The sequence below is a fragment of the Enterobacter sp. DVT3837 genome, from assembly GCF_056238685.1.
Window position 1 is genome coordinate 1,261,922 of record NZ_JBWDLA010000002.1, and the last position, 16,076, is coordinate 1,277,997.

Here is a 16,076-nt window from a genome sequence, read left to right on the forward strand (position 1 = left end):
GGAAACAGTCATTTTCTGGTTAGGGAGAATACATGCGAACCCTTTGGCGAATCTTTGCCGGTTTCTTTAAATGGACGTGGAGACTGCTCAACTTCGTCCGCAACCTGGTGATGAATATCTTCTTCATCTTCCTGGTTCTGGTTTGCGCGGGCATCTGGATGCACATCAGCAGTGCAAATCAGGCTCAGCATTCAACGCGCGGCGCGCTATTACTCGATATCACCGGCGTGATTGTTGATAAGCCGTCCACAAGCAGTCGCCTGAGCGTGATTGGTCGCCAGCTGTTTGGCGCAACCTCAGACCGCCTGCAGGAAAACTCCCTGTTTGATATTGTCGATACCATTCGTCAGGCGAAAGACGACCGTAACATCACGGGGATCGTGCTGGATCTGAAAGATTTTGCCGGAGGCGATCAGCCATCCATGCAGTACATCGGTAAAGCCCTGCGCGAATTCCGCGACAGCGGCAAGCCGGTGATTGCCGTAGGGGACAGCTACAGCCAGGGGCAGTATTACCTGGCGAGCTTTGCTAATAAAATCTGGCTCTCCCCGCAGGGCACGGTGGATCTGCACGGCTTTGCCACCAATGGTCTGTACTACAAATCCCTTCTCGACAAGCTGAAAGTCACCACCCACGTCTTCCGCGTCGGTACCTATAAATCTGCCGTTGAGCCATTTATTCGCGATGATATGTCCCCTGCCGCCCGTGAAGCCGACAGCCGCTGGATTGGCGAGCTGTGGCAGAACTATCTGGGCACCGTTGCCGCTAACCGCCAGATTACGCCTGAGCAGGTGTTCCCTGGCGCGCAGGGCGTGCTGGATGGCCTGCGTAAGGTTGACGGTGATACCGCGAAATATGCGCTTGATAACAAACTGGTTGATGCTCTGGGCACGAGTGCCGAGATTGAAAAATCCCTGAGCAAGCAGTTTGGCTGGAGCAAAGAGGATAAAAATTACAGCGCCATCAGCATGTATGATTACTCAACGAAAAAGCCGGATGACAGCGGTGACAGCGTCGCCGTGGTGTTTGCCAACGGCGCCATCATGGACGGTCAGGAGACCCCGGGTAACGTGGGCGGTGATACTACCGCGTCACAAATCCGCGATGCTCGCCTGGATCCGAAAGTGAAAGCGATCGTCCTGCGGGTGAACAGCCCTGGGGGCAGCGTCAGTGCTTCAGAGGTGATCCGCGCTGAACTGGCAGCAGCGCGTGCCGCAGGCAAGCCGGTCGTCGTATCAATGGGTGGAATGGCCGCCTCTGGTGGTTACTGGATCTCAACGCCAGCCAACTACATCGTGGCCAACCCAAGCACGCTGACCGGCTCGATTGGCATCTTCGGGGTGATCAACACCGTGGAAAACAGCCTTGATTCGCTGGGTGTGCACACCGATGGCGTTGCCACCTCTCCGCTGGCGGATGTGTCGGTGACCAAATCCCTGCCGCCGGAAGTTTCTGAGATGATGCAGCTCAGTATTGAGAATGGCTACAAACGCTTTATCACTCTGGTGGCAGATTCCCGTAAAAAGACGCCGGACCAGATAGACCAGATTGCACAGGGTCACGTCTGGACCGGTCAGGATGCGAAGAGCAACGGCCTGGTCGACAGCCTGGGCGACTTCGATGACGCGGTGAAGAAAGCCGCTGAGCTGGCGAAGCTCAAGCAGTGGCATGTTGAGTATTACCAGGATGAACCGTCGTTCTTTGATCTGGTGATGAACAGTATGTCCGGCTCGGTTCGCGCCATGTTGCCTGAGGTATTGCAGGCGTACCTGCCTGCGCCAGTGGTGACTGCCGCCAAAGCGATGAAAGCAGAGAGCGATAAGCTCGCGGCCTTTAACGATCCACAGAGTCGTTACGCGTTTTGCCTGACCTGCGCGAACGTCCGTTAAAAACCGTCCCCTCTTCCTGCGAAGAGGGGATTTTTTTCTTTTGAAGAACAAGAACTCACTACCATGCAGAAGAAATCGATTTATGTAGCCTACACTGGCGGTACCATCGGTATGCAGCGCTCTGAAAACGGCTATATCCCTGTCTCCGGCCACCTTCAGCGTCAGCTTGCGTTGATGCCAGAATTCCACCGTCCGGAAATGCCTGACTTTACTATCCACGAATACGAGCCGCTGATGGACTCCTCCGACATGACGCCGGAAGACTGGCAGCACATCGCGGATGACATTAAAGCCCATTACGACCAGTACGACGGTTTCGTGATCCTGCATGGTACAGACACCATGGCCTTTACCGCCTCGGCGCTCTCCTTCATGCTGGAGAACCTGAGCAAGCCGGTTATCGTTACCGGGTCGCAAATCCCGCTGGCGGAGCTGCGCTCCGACGGGCAGATCAACCTGCTTAACTCCCTGTACGTGGCGGCGAATTACCCGATTAACGAAGTGTCGCTGTTCTTTAATAACCGTCTGTATCGCGGCAACCGCACCACTAAAGCCCATGCCGACGGTTTTGACGCCTTCGCCTCCCCTAACCTGCAGCCGCTGCTGGAAGCCGGTATTCATATCCGTCGTCTGGGAACGCCTCCGGCACCGAACACCGCCGGCGAGCTGATTGTGCATCCGATTACTCCGCAACCGATTGGCGTGGTCACCATTTACCCGGGAATCTCCGCCGACGTGGTGCGCAACTTCCTGCGTCAGCCAGTAAAAGCGCTAATTTTACGCTCCTATGGCGTGGGCAATGCGCCGCAGAACGGCGAGTTCCTGAAAGAGTTGCAGGAAGCGAGCGAACGCGGAATTGTGGTCGTGAACCTGACCCAGTGTATGTCCGGAAAGGTCAACATGGGCGGCTATGCCACCGGTAACGCGCTGGCGCATGCTGGGGTGATCAGCGGCTTCGATATGACCGTTGAGGCAACGCTGACTAAACTTCACTATTTACTGAGTCAGGATCTGGACATTCAGTCCATTCGCAGCGCGATGATGCAAAACCTGCGCGGCGAACTGACCCCGGACGAATAAGGAGTGCTCATGAAGCAACGCGCCCTGCTACTGGTCGATTTGCAAAATGATTTCTGCGCGGGCGGTGCGCTGGCCGTCGCCGAAGGTGACAGCACCGTTGACGTGGCAAACACGCTGATTGACTGGTGCAAAGCTCGCGGTGAAGCGGTTGTCGCAAGCCAGGACTGGCACCCGGCTAACCACGGCAGCTTTGCCAGCCAGCACAGCGTTGAGCCTTTCACTCTGGGTGAACTCGACGGATTGCCGCAAACCTTCTGGCCGGATCACTGCGTGCAGCAGACGGAAGGCGCAGAGCTGCATCCGCTCCTGAATCAAAAAGCCGTCGATGCGGTGTTCCATAAAGGCGAGAACCCGACTATCGACAGCTATAGCGCGTTTTTCGATAACGGGCATCGCCAGAAAACAGCGCTGGACGCGTGGTTACGTCACCACGAAATCACGGAGCTGGTTGTACTGGGTCTGGCAACGGATTACTGCGTGAAGTTCACCGTGCTGGATGCGCTCCAGTTAGGTTATACCGTCAGCGTCATCACCGACGGCTGCCGAGGGGTGAACATTCAACCACAGGACAGCGCCCAGGCGTTTATGGATATGGCCGCTGAAGGCGCGACGCTGTATACGCTCGAAGACTGGCTCGAGACGCAGGCGTAGTCTTTTAAGCCGGGTGGCGCTGCGCTTACCCGGCATTTCTTCCCCAATCCCCATAAAGTGAACTCCCTCGCATCCTCAGCGAAGCGGCAATGCTATTCTCCTCAGGTTGTTTTTTCGCCACGCCTTTTCCGTGGCGTGGTTAATTTTATTAAGTCAAAGAGGAACTTGTATGAAACGTTTGCCCTTGCTGGCAGCATTACCCTTGCTTTGCGCGTCACTTGCTTCCGCCGCACCCCTGATGTCCGTGGGCTACTTTAACGGGGGTGGCGATGTCACCGCCGGACCGGGTGGTGATATCAATAAACTGGACGTTCGCCAGATCACCCACCTCAACTACTCGTTCGGTCTGGTCTATAACGACGAAAAAGACGAAACCAACGCCGCGCTGAAAGATCCGGCGAAATTGCATCAGATCTGGCTATCGCCAAAAGTTGCTTCCGATCTGGCCCTGATCCCTGCCCTGCGAAAACAAAATCCAAACCTTAAAGTGCTACTCTCCGTTGGCGGCTGGGGGGCGCGTGGCTTCTCCGGCGCCGCGGCAACCAAAGAAACGCGCGCGGTATTTATCCGCTCCGCACAGGAGATTGTCGACAAATACGGTCTGGACGGGATCGATCTCGACTGGGAGTATCCGGTCAACGGCGCCTGGGGGCTGGTTGCCAGTACGCCTGCCGACAGGGATAATTTCACCGCCCTGCTGAAAGAGATGCGGTATGCCTTCGGGCACAAAAAGCTGGTTACCATCGCGGTAGGCGCCAATGCGGAAAGTCCGAAAAGCTGGGTGGATGTGAAAGCCATTGCGCCCCTGCTCGACTACATCAACCTGATGACCTATGACATGGCGTACGGTACACAGTACTTCAACGCCAATCTGTACGATTCCAGCGCCTGGCCGACGGTGGCTGCCGCAGACAAGTACAGCGTCGATTTTGTGGTTAATAACTATCTTGCCGCCGGGTTAAAGCCACAGCAAATGAACCTTGGGATCGGTTTCTATGGCCGCGTGCCGAAACGCTCTGTTGAACCAGGTATCGACTGGAGCAAACCGGATGCACAAAAAAATCCAGTGACCCAGCCGTACTTTGGGGCTCAGGAGATCGGGTTATTTAAGTCACTCGGCTACGACCTGACCAAAGATACTTACGTGAAGTACAACGATATCGTGAAGAAGCTGTTGAACGATCCGCAGAAGCGTTTTACCGAGCACTGGGACGATCAGGCGAAAGTGCCGTGGCTCTCGGTGAAGGGCACCGATGGCAACGCGCTGTTTGCGATTTCGTATGAGAACCCGCGTTCCGTTGCGATCAAAGCGGACTACATCAAAGAGAAAGGTCTCGCCGGGGCGATGTTCTGGGAGTATGGGGCTGACGACGAAAACCTGCTAGCGAAACAGCTGGCGGAGTCGCTCGGGATCCCACACAAGTAGTGAGTCAATCAAGCCCTCTCCCGGTGGGAGAGGGTTGCGTGAGGCGCACCGTTATTGCATTTTCATTGTCGCAATCGGCTTCTGCGTGATACCAAAGTCTTCTTTCAATTCGCGCTTACTCTTCATCACCATCTGACCCTGGGTGTCGATAGTCATGTGCTGCGCATCCGTGTTATTGCGCGCCTGCCACAACATCACCAGTTGCAAACTGTTCTCTTTTTGATCCGGGGTAAGCGCAACGCCATCAGGCCATTTTCCCAGTTCTACGGCGGTAACCAGACGCTGATAAATTTCCGGCGTCATACCGTTAATCATGTCATCAATATTCACGATCTCTCCTTTTCAAAGGAATAATTTGCTGAATCGTTTTTTCAACCTTTGATCTGGTCGCCGTTTTCGTCATCGGTAAAGCTCATAGAGGCTGAGTTCACACAGAAACGTTCACCCGTTGGCTGAGGGCCATCCGGGAAGACATGACCAAGGTGCGCGTCGCAGTTTCCACAACGAATTTCGGTGCGCACCATGCCGTGTGAGGAATCTGTCAGATAGCGGATTGCGTCATCGCTTACCGGCTCATAAAAGCTCGGCCAGCCGCAGCCGGAATCAAATTTCGTTTGGGAATTGAACAGTGGGGCATCGCAGACCAGACAGTGGTAGACGCCGTCTCGTTTGTTGTGCAGTAAACGCCCGGTGAATGGCGGTTCTGTTCCGTGATTCTGGGTCACGTAAAACTGCATTTCTGTGAGGTTTTTTTTCAAATCGTCAGGGTTACGTTGGTTCGACATATGCTTACATCTCGCTGTAGAAACAGACATCTTTTAACCCGGATTCTAACAAAACATTAACACCCTTGCGTGCACTTTTGTTCTAAACTTATGTGTCGCGAAAAAGCGGTCAGGCAATTGTGATCTTGTTCACATTTTTATCCTGTGAGGACTTTAAAATCCCGGGCGCAGCCCCCATTTGGTTGCAAGCTCAAAGGGAAAGTGAGGCGAGTCAGTCGCACAAACGTTAGTCACAGGATTGATTTGTCGCAATGATTGACACGATTCCGCTTGACGCTGCGTAAGGTTTTTGTAATTTTACAGGCAACCTTTTATTCACTAACAAATAGCTGGTGGAATATATGACTATCAAAGTAGGTATCAACGGTTTTGGCCGTATCGGCCGTATTGTTTTCCGTGCTGCTCAGAAACGTTCTGACATCGAAATCGTTGGTATCAACGATCTCCTGGACGCTGAATACATGGCGTACATGCTGAAGTACGACTCAACTCACGGTCGTTTCGACGGCACCGTTGAAGTGAAAGACGGCCACCTGGTTGTTAACGGCAAAACCATCCGCGTTACTGCTGAGAAAGACCCAGCTAACCTGAAATGGAACGAAATCGGTGTTGACGTTGTTGCTGAAGCAACCGGTATCTTCCTGACCGACGAAACTGCGCGTAAACACATTACCGCGGGTGCGAAGAAAGTTGTTCTGACTGGTCCTTCCAAAGACAACACCCCAATGTTCGTTCGTGGTGCAAACTTCGAAACTTACGCTGGCCAGGATATCGTGTCTAACGCATCCTGCACCACCAACTGCCTGGCACCGCTGGCTAAAGTTATCAACGACAACTTCGGCATCATCGAAGGTCTGATGACTACTGTTCACGCGACCACCGCTACTCAGAAAACCGTTGATGGCCCGTCTCACAAAGACTGGCGTGGCGGCCGTGGCGCGGCTCAGAACATCATCCCATCCTCTACCGGTGCTGCTAAAGCTGTAGGTAAAGTACTGCCAGAACTGAATGGCAAACTGACTGGTATGGCGTTCCGCGTTCCAACTCCTAACGTATCCGTTGTTGACCTGACCGTTCGTCTGGAAAAAGCTGCTTCTTATGAAGAAATTAAGAAAGCAATCAAAGCTGCTTCCGAAGGCGCAATGAAAGGCGTTCTGGGCTACACCGAAGACGACGTTGTATCTACCGATTTCAACGGCGAAGTGTGCACTTCTGTGTTCGATGCTAAAGCTGGTATCGCACTGAACGACAACTTCGTTAAACTGGTATCCTGGTACGACAACGAAACCGGCTACTCTAACAAAGTACTGGACCTGATCGCTCACATCTCCAAATAAGTTGGGATGAGTGCTTGATCCAAAAAGGCGACTACGGTCGCCTTTTTTATTGCTTTAAAGACAGAGGATTGCGTAATGATTAATAAAATTTTTGCACTTCCGGTAGTCGAACAACTTACCCCTGTGCTCTCCCGCCGTCAGATCGACGGTGCCGATATTATCGTCGTTGACCATCCGCGCGTAAAAGCCTCCGTAGCGCTGAACGGCGCCCACCTCCTCTCCTGGAAACCTGAAGGAGAAGTTGAAGGTTTGTGGCTGAGTGATGCAACCTCTTTCAAAAAAGGGGCCGCGATCCGCGGTGGCGTGCCGATCTGCTGGCCGTGGTTCGGCCCGTCCGCGCAACCGGGTTTGCCTTCTCACGGTTTTGCCCGTAACCAGCAGTGGACGCTGAAAGCGCATAATGAAGATGACAACGGCGCAGTGCTGACCTTTGAGCTGCAGGCTAATGATGAAACCCGCGCCCTCTGGCCGCACGATTTCACCCTTTACGCCCGCTTTAAGCTGGCTAAAACCTGTGAAATTGAACTGGAAGCCCATGGCGAGTTCGAAACCACCTCTGCCCTGCACACCTATTTCAACGTGGGTGATATCAACGCAGTGAAGGTGAGCGGTCTTGGCGATACCTTTATCGACAAAGTGGACAACGCCAACGAAGGCAAGCTCAGCGACGGGGTACAAACGTTCCCTGATCGTACCGACCGCGTATATCAGCATCCGGAAGCGTGCAGCGTGATCCACGACGGAGCCCTGAACCGCGGAATTGAAGTGGTTCACCACCATCACAGCGACGTAGTGGGCTGGAACCCAGGTCCAGCACTTTCTGTTAGCATGGCTGACGTTCCAGACGATGGTTACAAAACCTTCGTCTGCGTAGAAACGGCTTGCGTGACGACGCCGCAGAAAGCCAGCGAAGAAAAACCGTCTCGTTTAGGGCAAACCATTCGCATTGTTAAGCGTTAATCTGGTTGCACCAAGATAAAGCAAACGGGGCGCTTGCGCCCCGTTTTGATGCACTGACTGCACCGTATTAATGCACAATCAGAACTTGTAGGTCACACCAACAGAGAAAATGCCCGCCCAGGACTTGTCGACCATTGGGCTATCTTTCACTTCGTCGCTCAGACGCTCGTAACGACCAGTACCGTATACGTTCCAGTCACCGAGGAAGTTGTAGCTCGCGGTCAGCTCCAGGTACGGATCCCAACCATCATCTGCGCTGTAGCTTTTCAGACCGCTACGACGGGACTCGTTTTTAGAAACGCCATAGTAGTAGTCGTTGTAGTTCTCACTGTTGTACTGCACACCAATACCTGGCGTCAGGGTCAGCGCACCGTTGGTGTAGCGATAAAGCCACGCCAGATCCCAGATAAAGCCGTTGCTGTTATCCAGTGTATCTCCCGCCAGCGCGGTACGCAGGAAGCCATACTGGGTGTTATGCACATAAGAGATACCGGCCATCATGGTGCTCTTACGCTTGTCGAGCTGACGCAAGGCGTGACTGTCACTGTCACCTGGTTTGAAGTGCGTCGGATCGTAGTAGGCCATGATCGAGAGCTTATCGGCCGTATCGTTCCACAGATAATAGCCGCCGCCCAGACCGCGGAACCAGAAATTATCGCCTTCATAGGTGACAACCGGAACGGGGTAAAGATCACGGTCATACTGTTTGTATGGGCTGTTAATGACGCCAACGCCCGCCCCAACCGTCCACTGACTTTCCGCCTGTGCGGTGCTAACTGCGGTTACGGCGAGTACGCCTAATGCCAGAAGTTTGAGTTTGGTCACAATCCATTCTTTCCTGTAGTCAAATAATCAGCGGGTGAAGTGTAACCGCCAGACCCGTACTTCCCCAAATTTTTTGCCTGCTAATCACTTTGATTAACCCGTTATTTTTCATTTTTCAGATGACAGGCCGTTTTCATTTATATGACCACCAGGTGAAGAATGCCCTTATGACTTATATCGGCAATGGAAATTTTTGGATGAGTTATTGATATGTCATTGAAATTAGATTTTATCGGCATGCAAGTTTTGCAAATGCCATCTACGCTTTAATTTAAGAAGAGTTTTCCTGAACACCCTGCGGTTCTTAGCGTCTGACCTGGCACACAGGTTGCTGCTCTGGCAGTGAGGTGCGAGAGATTCTCTTCCGGGAGCCTCCACTACTCATACGAACGGCTCTTATCCTGTGCTAAAAAACGAAAGGACGGCATGCCATGAATATATTCGATCACTATCGCCAGCGCTATGAAGCTGCCAAGGACGAAGAGTTCACACTGCAGGAGTTTCTTACCATCTGTCGGCAAGATCGCAGTGCCTATGCCAATGCGGCAGAACGGCTATTAATGGCTATTGGTGAGCCAAACATGGTTGATACTGCCCTGGAACCCCGGCTTTCCCGTCTCTTTTCGAATCGGGTGGTCGCCCGATATCCGGCGTTTGAAGAGTTCTATGGTATGGAAGATGCCATCGAACAGATTGTCTCGTATCTGAAGCATGCCGCCCAGGGTCTGGAAGAGAAGAAACAGATCCTCTATTTACTGGGTCCAGTGGGGGGTGGTAAATCATCTCTGGCTGAACGCCTGAAATCACTGATGCAGCGCGTCCCTATTTATGTGCTGAGTGCGAACGGAGAACGCAGCCCGGTAAACGACCATCCGCTGTGTCTGTTTAACCCGCAGGAAGATGCGCAAATTCTGGATAAAGAATTTGGCATCCCGCGTCGTTATCTTGGCACTATTATGTCGCCGTGGGCGGCAAAACGTCTGCATGAGTTTGGTGGCGACATTACCAAATTCCGCGTAGTGAAAGTGTGGCCATCCATTCTGGAACAGATTGCCATCGCCAAAACGGAACCCGGCGATGAGAACAACCAGGACATCTCAGCCCTGGTGGGGAAAGTCGATATTCGTAAGCTGGAAAACTTTGCGCAAAACGACCCGGATGCCTATGGCTATTCTGGCGCGCTGTGCCGGTCAAACCAGGGGATCATGGAATTCGTAGAGATGTTTAAAGCACCGATTAAAGTGCTGCATCCTCTGCTGACAGCCACCCAGGAAGGTAACTACAACGGGACGGAAGGTATCTCCGCCCTGCCGTTTAACGGCATCATTCTGGCACACTCAAACGAATCAGAATGGGTGACCTTCCGTAACAACAAAAATAATGAGGCGTTCCTTGACCGTGTTTATATCGTCAAAGTGCCTTATTGCCTGCGGATCTCTGAAGAGATCAAAATTTACGAGAAACTGCTTAACCACAGTGAGCTGGTACATGCCCCTTGCGCGCCCGGTACTCTGGAGACCCTCTCACGCTTCTCCATCCTGTCGCGCCTGAAAGAGCCGGAAAACTCCAGCATCTACTCGAAAATGCGCGTTTACGATGGTGAAAGCCTGAAAGACACCGACCCGAAAGCGAAGTCGTATCAGGAATACCGTGATTACGCCGGGGTCGACGAAGGGATGAACGGTCTGTCTACGCGTTTCGCGTTTAAGATCCTCTCCCGCGTCTTTAACTTCGACCATGCGGAAGTGGCCGCTAACCCGGTTCATCTGTTCTATGTACTGGAACAGCAAATCGAACGTGAGCAGTTCCCGCAGGAACAGGCTGAACGCTACCTTGAGTTCCTGAAAGGCTACCTGATCCCGAAATACGCCGAGTTCATTGGCAAAGAGATCCAGACGGCCTACCTGGAATCCTATTCAGAATACGGGCAGAACATTTTCGACCGTTATGTCACCTATGCTGACTTCTGGATCCAGGATCAGGAGTACCGCGACCCGGATACCGGCCAGTTGTTTGACCGTGAATCCCTGAACGCAGAGCTGGAAAAAATCGAGAAGCCTGCCGGGATCAGCAACCCGAAAGACTTCCGCAACGAGATTGTGAACTTCGTGCTGCGCGCCAGAGCGCATAACAGCGGACGTAACCCGAACTGGACCAGCTACGAAAAACTGCGCACGGTTATTGAGAAGAAAATGTTCTCCAATACCGAAGAGCTGTTGCCGGTTATTTCGTTTAACGCCAAAACCTCAACCGATGAGCAGAAAAAGCACGACGACTTTGTCGACCGTATGATGGAAAAAGGCTACACCCGCAAGCAGGTTCGCCTGCTCTGCGAATGGTATCTGCGTGTGCGTAAATCGTCTTAAAACAAGTGCCCGGTAGGCACTCGCGCTTACCGGGCCTACAAAATGCAAGTTGGCAAATGCAGTACGGGGGGTATATGACCTGGTTTATTGACCGGCGTCTTAACGGCAAAAACAAGAGCACGGTGAACCGCCAGCGCTTCTTGCGCCGTTATAAAGCGCAAATTAAACAGTCTATCTCCGAGGCCATCAACAAACGCTCGGTGACTGACGTCGACAGCGGCGAATCTGTCTCCATCCCTACCGATGACATCAGCGAACCGATGTTTCATCAGGGGCGTGGCGGACTGCGCCATCGCGTACACCCAGGTAATGACCACTTCGTTCAGAACGACAGAATTGAGCGTCCTCAGGGCGGCGGCGGTGGTTCAGGAAGCGGTCAGGGACAGGCCAGCCAGGATGGTGAAGGTCAGGACGAGTTTGTCTTCCAGATTTCGAAAGATGAATATCTCGACCTGCTGTTTGAGGATCTGGCGCTGCCGAATCTGAGAAAGAATCAGCATCGTCAGCTTAACGAGTACAAAACCCATCGCGCGGGCTATACCGCCAATGGCGTACCCGCCAATATCAGCGTCGTGCGTTCATTGCAGAATTCACTGGCGCGACGCACGGCCATGACGGCAGGTAAACGTCGCGAACTGCGCGAACTCGAAAGCAACCTGAAAGTCGTGGAAAACACGGAACCGGCACAACTGCTGGAAGAGGAGCGCCTGCGTAAAGAGATTGCTGAGTTGAGGGCGAAGATCGATCGGGTGCCGTTTATCGACACCTTCGACCTGCGCTACAAGAACTACGAAAAACGTCCGGAGCCGTCCAGCCAGGCCGTGATGTTCTGTCTGATGGACGTCTCCGGTTCAATGGACCAGGCCACCAAAGATATGGCGAAGCGTTTTTATATTCTGCTCTACCTGTTCCTGAGCAGAACCTATAAGAACGTGGAGGTGGTCTATATTCGCCACCACACGCAGGCCAAAGAGGTGGATGAGCATGAGTTCTTCTACTCCCAGGAGACCGGGGGAACCATTGTATCAAGCGCACTGAAGCTAATGGATGAAGTGGTAAAAGAGCGTTACGACCCGGCGCAGTGGAACATTTATGCCGCGCAGGCCTCGGATGGCGATAACTGGGCAGATGACTCGCCGCTGTGTCATGAAATTCTGGCGAAGAAAATTCTGCCCGTCGTGCGTTACTACAGCTATATCGAGATTACCCGTCGTGCGCACCAGACCCTGTGGCGGGAATATGAACATCTGCAATCTATGTTCGATAACTTTGCCATGCAGCATATCCGTGACCAGGATGACATCTATCCGGTGTTCAGGGAGCTGTTCCACAAGCAATCTGCAACCAGCAATGCCTGACCCTACAGCCAGCGAATTCGCTGGCTGTTTTCTTTCGACCCTGTTCATCCCGTGCTAATGTAGAAAACTGCATACTGAATTATCACCGGGAAAATCGTTATGTCTGATGACGTTATTGGGACAGGGACTCACCAGCAGCTGATCGCTTTACTCACCGAACAGGGCGCGCGGTTTCGCGTCATGGAGCACGAGGCGGTCGGGAAATGTGAGGCGGTGAGTGAAATTCGCGGGACCGATCTCAGGCAAGGCGCTAAAGCTCTGGTCTGCAAAGTAAAGGGAAACGGTGTAAAAAAACACGTTCTGGCGATCCTGGCCGCCGATCTGCAGGCCGACCTGAGCCAGCTTGCCAGCCATTTTGGCGGATTAAAAGCGTCTCTCGCCAGCCCGGCCGAAGTTGATACTCTGACCGCCTGCGTTTTCGGCGCTATCCCGCCTTTCAGCTTCCATCCCGATCTGACGCTGGTTGCCGACCCGCTGCTGTTCGAGCGTTTTGACGAGATCGCGTTCAACGCCGGTCTGCTGGATAAATCTGTGATTATGGATACCCAGGATTATCTGCGTATCGCCCGTCCTGAGCTTGTGACGTTCCATAAGGCCTAATCACACAGGCTGGCATTTCTGTCAGCCTTTTCTTTCCAGAAACAGAACAGAGGCAACGAGAATAACGGCAATTGCGAAAAACGACGAGGAGATAATTAACGTCTCAACAAACATGTGATCGTTCATGATAGCGACCCCTTTTGCGATTTCTGTCTTCGTTTTAATCCGCGGAAATGACAAGGTTATGACAGTGATGAGATCTTTTAAAAACTGTCCTCCGCCGTTTTTCCGCGTAAAGTAAGCAGGATGATTTTTTTGGCAAGGATTCCCTATGTTTGACCCTACTCTGCTCATTCTTCTGGCGCTCGCCGCGCTCGGCTTTATCAGCCATAACACCACCGTCGCCATCTCGATTCTGGTGCTTATCATCGTGCGCGTGACGCCCTTAAACACCTTTTTCCCGTGGATAGAAAAACAAGGCCTCACTATCGGGATAATCATACTTACCATTGGTGTGATGGCTCCCATTGCCAGCGGTACGCTGCCTGCCTCAACGCTGCTGCACTCGTTTGTAAACTGGAAATCGCTGGTGGCGATTGCGGTCGGTATTTTTGTCTCGTGGTTGGGGGGGCGTGGCGTCACGCTGATGAGCAGTCAGCCCTCGCTGGTGGCGGGTCTGCTGGTGGGAACCGTGCTGGGTGTAGCGCTTTTTCGCGGCGTGCCAGTGGGCCCGCTGATTGCAGCGGGGCTGGTCTCACTGTTTATTGGGAAGTCGTAGTCAGGTTAGCCATATAACGTGCCGGTGTCTGGCCAAGCCCCTTCCTGAACATGGTGATAAATGCGGTGGTAGAGTCATAGCCCAGTGTCTGTGCCACCTGCTGTACCGACTTCCCGCTAATCAAATGCTGTAGCGCCACAATTAGCTGCAGCTGATGACGCCAGCGGCGAAAGCTTAAACCGGTTTCTTTCACCACCAGCCGCGCCAGATTGCGTTCGCTCATGGCAAAGTGGCTCGCCCACTGTGCCAGCGTCTGCCAGGCGGCAGGTTCTTCCGCCATCTTCTCACTCATCAGCCGGATTTTGGGATGAGGTGAAACGGGTAACTGCAAATGCTCCTGACGCTGCAGCGGCAGTTCATCAAATAAGACATCCACCAGGCGTGACGTAGCCGCAAGATGAAGCTGCTCACGCGATTTTTCTGCCAGAGATAAAATCAGTTCCCGTACCAGGGGAGAGATTTTCAGGGTGCAGCAGCGATCGGGCAAACTGGCAGCACCAGGTTCAATGAATAAAAAACAGAGCTGTGCTCCCGGCGTAGCCCTGTTACTGTGCGGCATCTGGCCGGGGATCCAGACAGCATACTGAGGCGGTACCATCAGCATGGCATTTTCTACTTCGCAGGTGATAGCACCACCAAGGGCCAGAATCAGCTGCCCCTTACGGTGATGATGCAATGGAATATATTGTTCCTCCGCCACCACGCGAATGCGGAACGCGACGGCCGCATCGTGCTGGCTATCAGGATCGTAGCCATCCAGTCCCAGACCGATCATCATGTTGTCCGATATTAGCGATAAACTGTCATTTTAGCCTGATTTCAACCACTGAGAAAATCGGTATTGTGTGCCCTCGCTTGAACGTATGAGAACACAATGACAACTGCTATTCGCATCTCTGGAAAACAAAGCGCGCTGTTGATTGCAGGCATCCTGATGATTGCCACCACGCTGCGCGTTACCTTCACCGGGGCAGCCCCGCTGCTCGACGCTATTCGCCTTGATTATGGCTTAAGCACGGCACAAACCGGTCTGCTGACCACCCTGCCTCTGCTGGCTTTTGCGCTTGTCTCCCCGCTCGCCGCAGGTGTCGCCCGGCGTATCGGCATGGAGCGAAGCCTGTTTATCGCCCTGCTGCTGATTTGCGCCGGGATTGCGGTTCGCTCCCTGCCCTCGGCAACGTTGCTTTTCACGGGTACGGCGGTGATTGGCTGCGGTATTGCGCTGGGGAATGTTCTGCTGCCGGGATTAATTAAACGTGATTTTCCAGGTCAGGTAGCCCGTCTCACCGGGGCCTATTCCCTGACGATGGGGGTCTCTGCGGCGTTAGGCTCTGCGCTGATTGTTCCTCTGGCACAAGGTGACGCTGGCTGGCATGGCGCACTGCTGATGCTGATGGTGTTTCCGCTGATCGCGTTGCTGCTCTGGCTGCCACAGTGGCGTCAAAAACACGTCGCGACGGTAACGGGCGCTGGGGCGTTGCATAATCGCGCGATCTGGCGCTCTGCTCTCGCCTGGCAGGTGACGCTGTTTTTGGGGATTAACTCGCTGATTTACTACGTTATCATCGGCTGGCTGCCGGCGATATTACTCAGCCACGGATACAGCGAAGCACAGGCCGGCTCGGTGCATGGTCTGTTACAGCTCGCCACCGCCGTACCTGGTCTTGCTGTGCCGTTGATCCTCCACCGTCTGAAGGATCAGCGGATAATCGCCGGGGTTGTGGCCCTCATGTGTGCAGTCAGCGCGGCAGGATTGTGGTTCGTACCTGAGATGGCAGTCCTGTGGACACTGGTGTTCGGCTTTGGCACCGGCGCAACGATGATCCTCGGCCTGACGTTCATCGGCCTGCGCGCCAGCTCTGCACACCAGGCGGCGGCGTTATCCGGTATGGCGCAGTCAATTGGCTATCTGCTCGCTGCCTGCGGTCCACCGCTGATGGGAAAAATTCACGATACTGCGGGAGACTGGCGCATCCCGCTTCTGGGCTGTGCGTTGGCTGCGGTAGCCATGGCTGTCTGCGGTATGCTCGCCGGGCGTGACCGGGAGATCACGCCCCGTTAAACATTGTGGCGGGCCGTTG

The 16,076-nt window shown here is 53.6% G+C and carries 16 protein-coding genes; 11 read left to right on the top strand and 5 right to left on the bottom strand.

Annotated features, from left to right (window positions below):
* The first annotated feature begins 32 nt into the window (after positions 1 to 32).
* The 4 genes from sppA to chiD all read left to right on the top strand — a co-directional run bounded on the left by sppA (position 33) and on the right by chiD (position 5,046).
* Positions 33 to 1,889 carry a signal peptide peptidase SppA gene (sppA, locus tag AC0XWG_RS21035; protein WP_475681015.1) on the top strand — a complete coding sequence of 619 codons (1,857 nt, stop codon included), beginning with the start codon at positions 33 to 35 and terminating at the stop codon, positions 1,887 to 1,889.
* A 63-nt stretch (positions 1,890 to 1,952) separates the two neighbouring features.
* Complete coding sequence (gene ansA, locus AC0XWG_RS21040) at positions 1,953 to 2,969, top strand: asparaginase (protein ID WP_008500705.1); 1,017 nt, start codon at positions 1,953 to 1,955, stop codon at positions 2,967 to 2,969.
* A 9-nt stretch (positions 2,970 to 2,978) separates the two neighbouring features.
* Positions 2,979 to 3,620, top strand: coding sequence for a bifunctional nicotinamidase/pyrazinamidase (pncA, locus tag AC0XWG_RS21045; RefSeq protein WP_108090176.1), 642 nt, complete (start codon positions 2,979 to 2,981; stop codon positions 3,618 to 3,620).
* A 169-nt stretch (positions 3,621 to 3,789) separates the two neighbouring features.
* On the top strand, positions 3,790 to 5,046 hold the full coding sequence (chiD, locus tag AC0XWG_RS21050) for a chitinase ChiD (protein ID WP_475681016.1): 1,257 nt from the start codon (positions 3,790 to 3,792) through the stop codon (positions 5,044 to 5,046).
* Positions 5,047 to 5,097: 51 nt separating this feature from the next.
* Here chiD and AC0XWG_RS21055 read toward each other — a convergent pair whose 3' ends face one another.
* On the bottom strand, positions 5,098 to 5,376 hold the full coding sequence (locus AC0XWG_RS21055) for a YeaC family protein (RefSeq protein ID WP_475681017.1): 279 nt from the start codon (positions 5,374 to 5,376) through the stop codon (positions 5,098 to 5,100).
* A gap of 41 nt (positions 5,377 to 5,417) precedes the next feature.
* Positions 5,418 to 5,831: a peptide-methionine (R)-S-oxide reductase MsrB gene (gene msrB / locus AC0XWG_RS21060; protein WP_028017182.1), complete on the bottom strand. Its 414-nt coding sequence runs from the start codon at positions 5,829 to 5,831 to the stop codon at positions 5,418 to 5,420.
* A 341-nt stretch (positions 5,832 to 6,172) separates the two neighbouring features.
* Between msrB and gapA the strand changes: the two genes are divergently transcribed.
* Positions 6,173 to 7,168, top strand: coding sequence for a glyceraldehyde-3-phosphate dehydrogenase (gene gapA, locus AC0XWG_RS21065; RefSeq protein ID WP_014831506.1), 996 nt, complete (start codon positions 6,173 to 6,175; stop codon positions 7,166 to 7,168).
* 75 nt (positions 7,169 to 7,243) lie between these two features.
* On the top strand, positions 7,244 to 8,128 hold the full coding sequence (locus AC0XWG_RS21070; protein WP_475681018.1) for a D-hexose-6-phosphate mutarotase: 885 nt from the start codon (positions 7,244 to 7,246) through the stop codon (positions 8,126 to 8,128).
* Positions 8,129 to 8,206: 78 nt separating this feature from the next.
* On the opposite strand, the gene AC0XWG_RS21075 is transcribed toward AC0XWG_RS21070, so the two are convergent.
* Positions 8,207 to 8,953 (bottom strand): MipA/OmpV family protein, encoded by a 747-nt coding sequence (locus AC0XWG_RS21075; protein WP_475681019.1) that lies wholly within the window; start codon positions 8,951 to 8,953, stop codon positions 8,207 to 8,209.
* Positions 8,954 to 9,384: 431 nt separating this feature from the next.
* Between AC0XWG_RS21075 and yeaG the strand changes: the two genes are divergently transcribed.
* The 3 genes from yeaG to AC0XWG_RS21090 all read left to right on the top strand — a co-directional run bounded on the left by yeaG (position 9,385) and on the right by AC0XWG_RS21090 (position 13,277).
* Positions 9,385 to 11,319: a protein kinase YeaG gene (yeaG, locus tag AC0XWG_RS21080; protein WP_028018993.1), complete on the top strand. Its 1,935-nt coding sequence runs from the start codon at positions 9,385 to 9,387 to the stop codon at positions 11,317 to 11,319.
* Between the two features lie 74 nt (positions 11,320 to 11,393).
* Positions 11,394 to 12,677, top strand: a complete 1,284-nt coding sequence (locus AC0XWG_RS21085) for a YeaH/YhbH family protein (protein WP_028018994.1) — start codon at positions 11,394 to 11,396, stop codon at positions 12,675 to 12,677.
* 99 nt (positions 12,678 to 12,776) lie between these two features.
* Positions 12,777 to 13,277 (top strand): YbaK/prolyl-tRNA synthetase associated domain-containing protein, encoded by a 501-nt coding sequence (locus AC0XWG_RS21090; RefSeq protein WP_028018995.1) that lies wholly within the window; start codon positions 12,777 to 12,779, stop codon positions 13,275 to 13,277.
* Between the two features lie 21 nt (positions 13,278 to 13,298).
* On the opposite strand, the gene yoaI is transcribed toward AC0XWG_RS21090, so the two are convergent.
* Positions 13,299 to 13,403, bottom strand: coding sequence for a small membrane protein YoaI (yoaI, locus tag AC0XWG_RS21095; protein WP_010430055.1), 105 nt, complete (start codon positions 13,401 to 13,403; stop codon positions 13,299 to 13,301).
* 145 nt (positions 13,404 to 13,548) lie between these two features.
* Here yoaI and AC0XWG_RS21100 point away from each other — a divergent pair, with 145 nt between their 5' ends.
* Positions 13,549 to 13,995, top strand: a complete 447-nt coding sequence (locus AC0XWG_RS21100; protein WP_008500737.1) for a DUF441 domain-containing protein — start codon at positions 13,549 to 13,551, stop codon at positions 13,993 to 13,995.
* Here the strand turns inward: AC0XWG_RS21100 and AC0XWG_RS21105 are convergent.
* Complete coding sequence (locus AC0XWG_RS21105; protein ID WP_475681126.1) at positions 13,979 to 14,770, bottom strand: AraC family transcriptional regulator; 792 nt, start codon at positions 14,768 to 14,770, stop codon at positions 13,979 to 13,981. The two genes, AC0XWG_RS21100 and AC0XWG_RS21105, sit on opposite strands and share 17 nt — an antisense overlap.
* A 99-nt stretch (positions 14,771 to 14,869) precedes the next feature.
* On the opposite strand from AC0XWG_RS21105, the gene AC0XWG_RS21110 reads away from it, so the two are divergent.
* Positions 14,870 to 16,057, top strand: a complete 1,188-nt coding sequence (locus tag AC0XWG_RS21110; protein ID WP_475681020.1) for a CynX/NimT family MFS transporter — start codon at positions 14,870 to 14,872, stop codon at positions 16,055 to 16,057.
* Positions 16,058 to 16,076 lie beyond the last annotated feature (19 nt).

Excerpts from the sequence above, each read along its gene's own strand:
- gapA (WP_014831506.1), top strand. The coding sequence starts at position 6,173 with ATGACTATCAAAGTAGGTATCAACGGTTTTGGCCGTATCGGCCGTATT.
- AC0XWG_RS21090 (WP_028018995.1), top strand. The coding sequence starts at position 12,777 with ATGTCTGATGACGTTATTGGGACAGGGACTCACCAGCAGCTGATCGCT.
- chiD (WP_475681016.1), top strand. The coding sequence starts at position 3,790 with ATGAAACGTTTGCCCTTGCTGGCAGCATTACCCTTGCTTTGCGCGTCA.
- AC0XWG_RS21105 (WP_475681126.1), bottom strand. The coding sequence starts at position 14,770 with ATGATCGGTCTGGGACTGGATGGCTACGATCCTGATAGCCAGCACGAT.
- msrB (WP_028017182.1), bottom strand. The coding sequence starts at position 5,831 with ATGTCGAACCAACGTAACCCTGACGATTTGAAAAAAAACCTCACAGAA.
- pncA (WP_108090176.1), top strand. The coding sequence starts at position 2,979 with ATGAAGCAACGCGCCCTGCTACTGGTCGATTTGCAAAATGATTTCTGC.
- ansA (WP_008500705.1), top strand. The coding sequence starts at position 1,953 with ATGCAGAAGAAATCGATTTATGTAGCCTACACTGGCGGTACCATCGGT.
- AC0XWG_RS21100 (WP_008500737.1), top strand. The coding sequence starts at position 13,549 with ATGTTTGACCCTACTCTGCTCATTCTTCTGGCGCTCGCCGCGCTCGGC.
- sppA (WP_475681015.1), top strand. The coding sequence starts at position 33 with ATGCGAACCCTTTGGCGAATCTTTGCCGGTTTCTTTAAATGGACGTGG.
- AC0XWG_RS21070 (WP_475681018.1), top strand. The coding sequence starts at position 7,244 with ATGATTAATAAAATTTTTGCACTTCCGGTAGTCGAACAACTTACCCCT.
- yeaG (WP_028018993.1), top strand. The coding sequence starts at position 9,385 with ATGAATATATTCGATCACTATCGCCAGCGCTATGAAGCTGCCAAGGAC.
- AC0XWG_RS21085 (WP_028018994.1), top strand. The coding sequence starts at position 11,394 with ATGACCTGGTTTATTGACCGGCGTCTTAACGGCAAAAACAAGAGCACG.
- yoaI (WP_010430055.1), bottom strand. The coding sequence starts at position 13,403 with ATGAACGATCACATGTTTGTTGAGACGTTAATTATCTCCTCGTCGTTT.
- AC0XWG_RS21110 (WP_475681020.1), top strand. The coding sequence starts at position 14,870 with ATGACAACTGCTATTCGCATCTCTGGAAAACAAAGCGCGCTGTTGATT.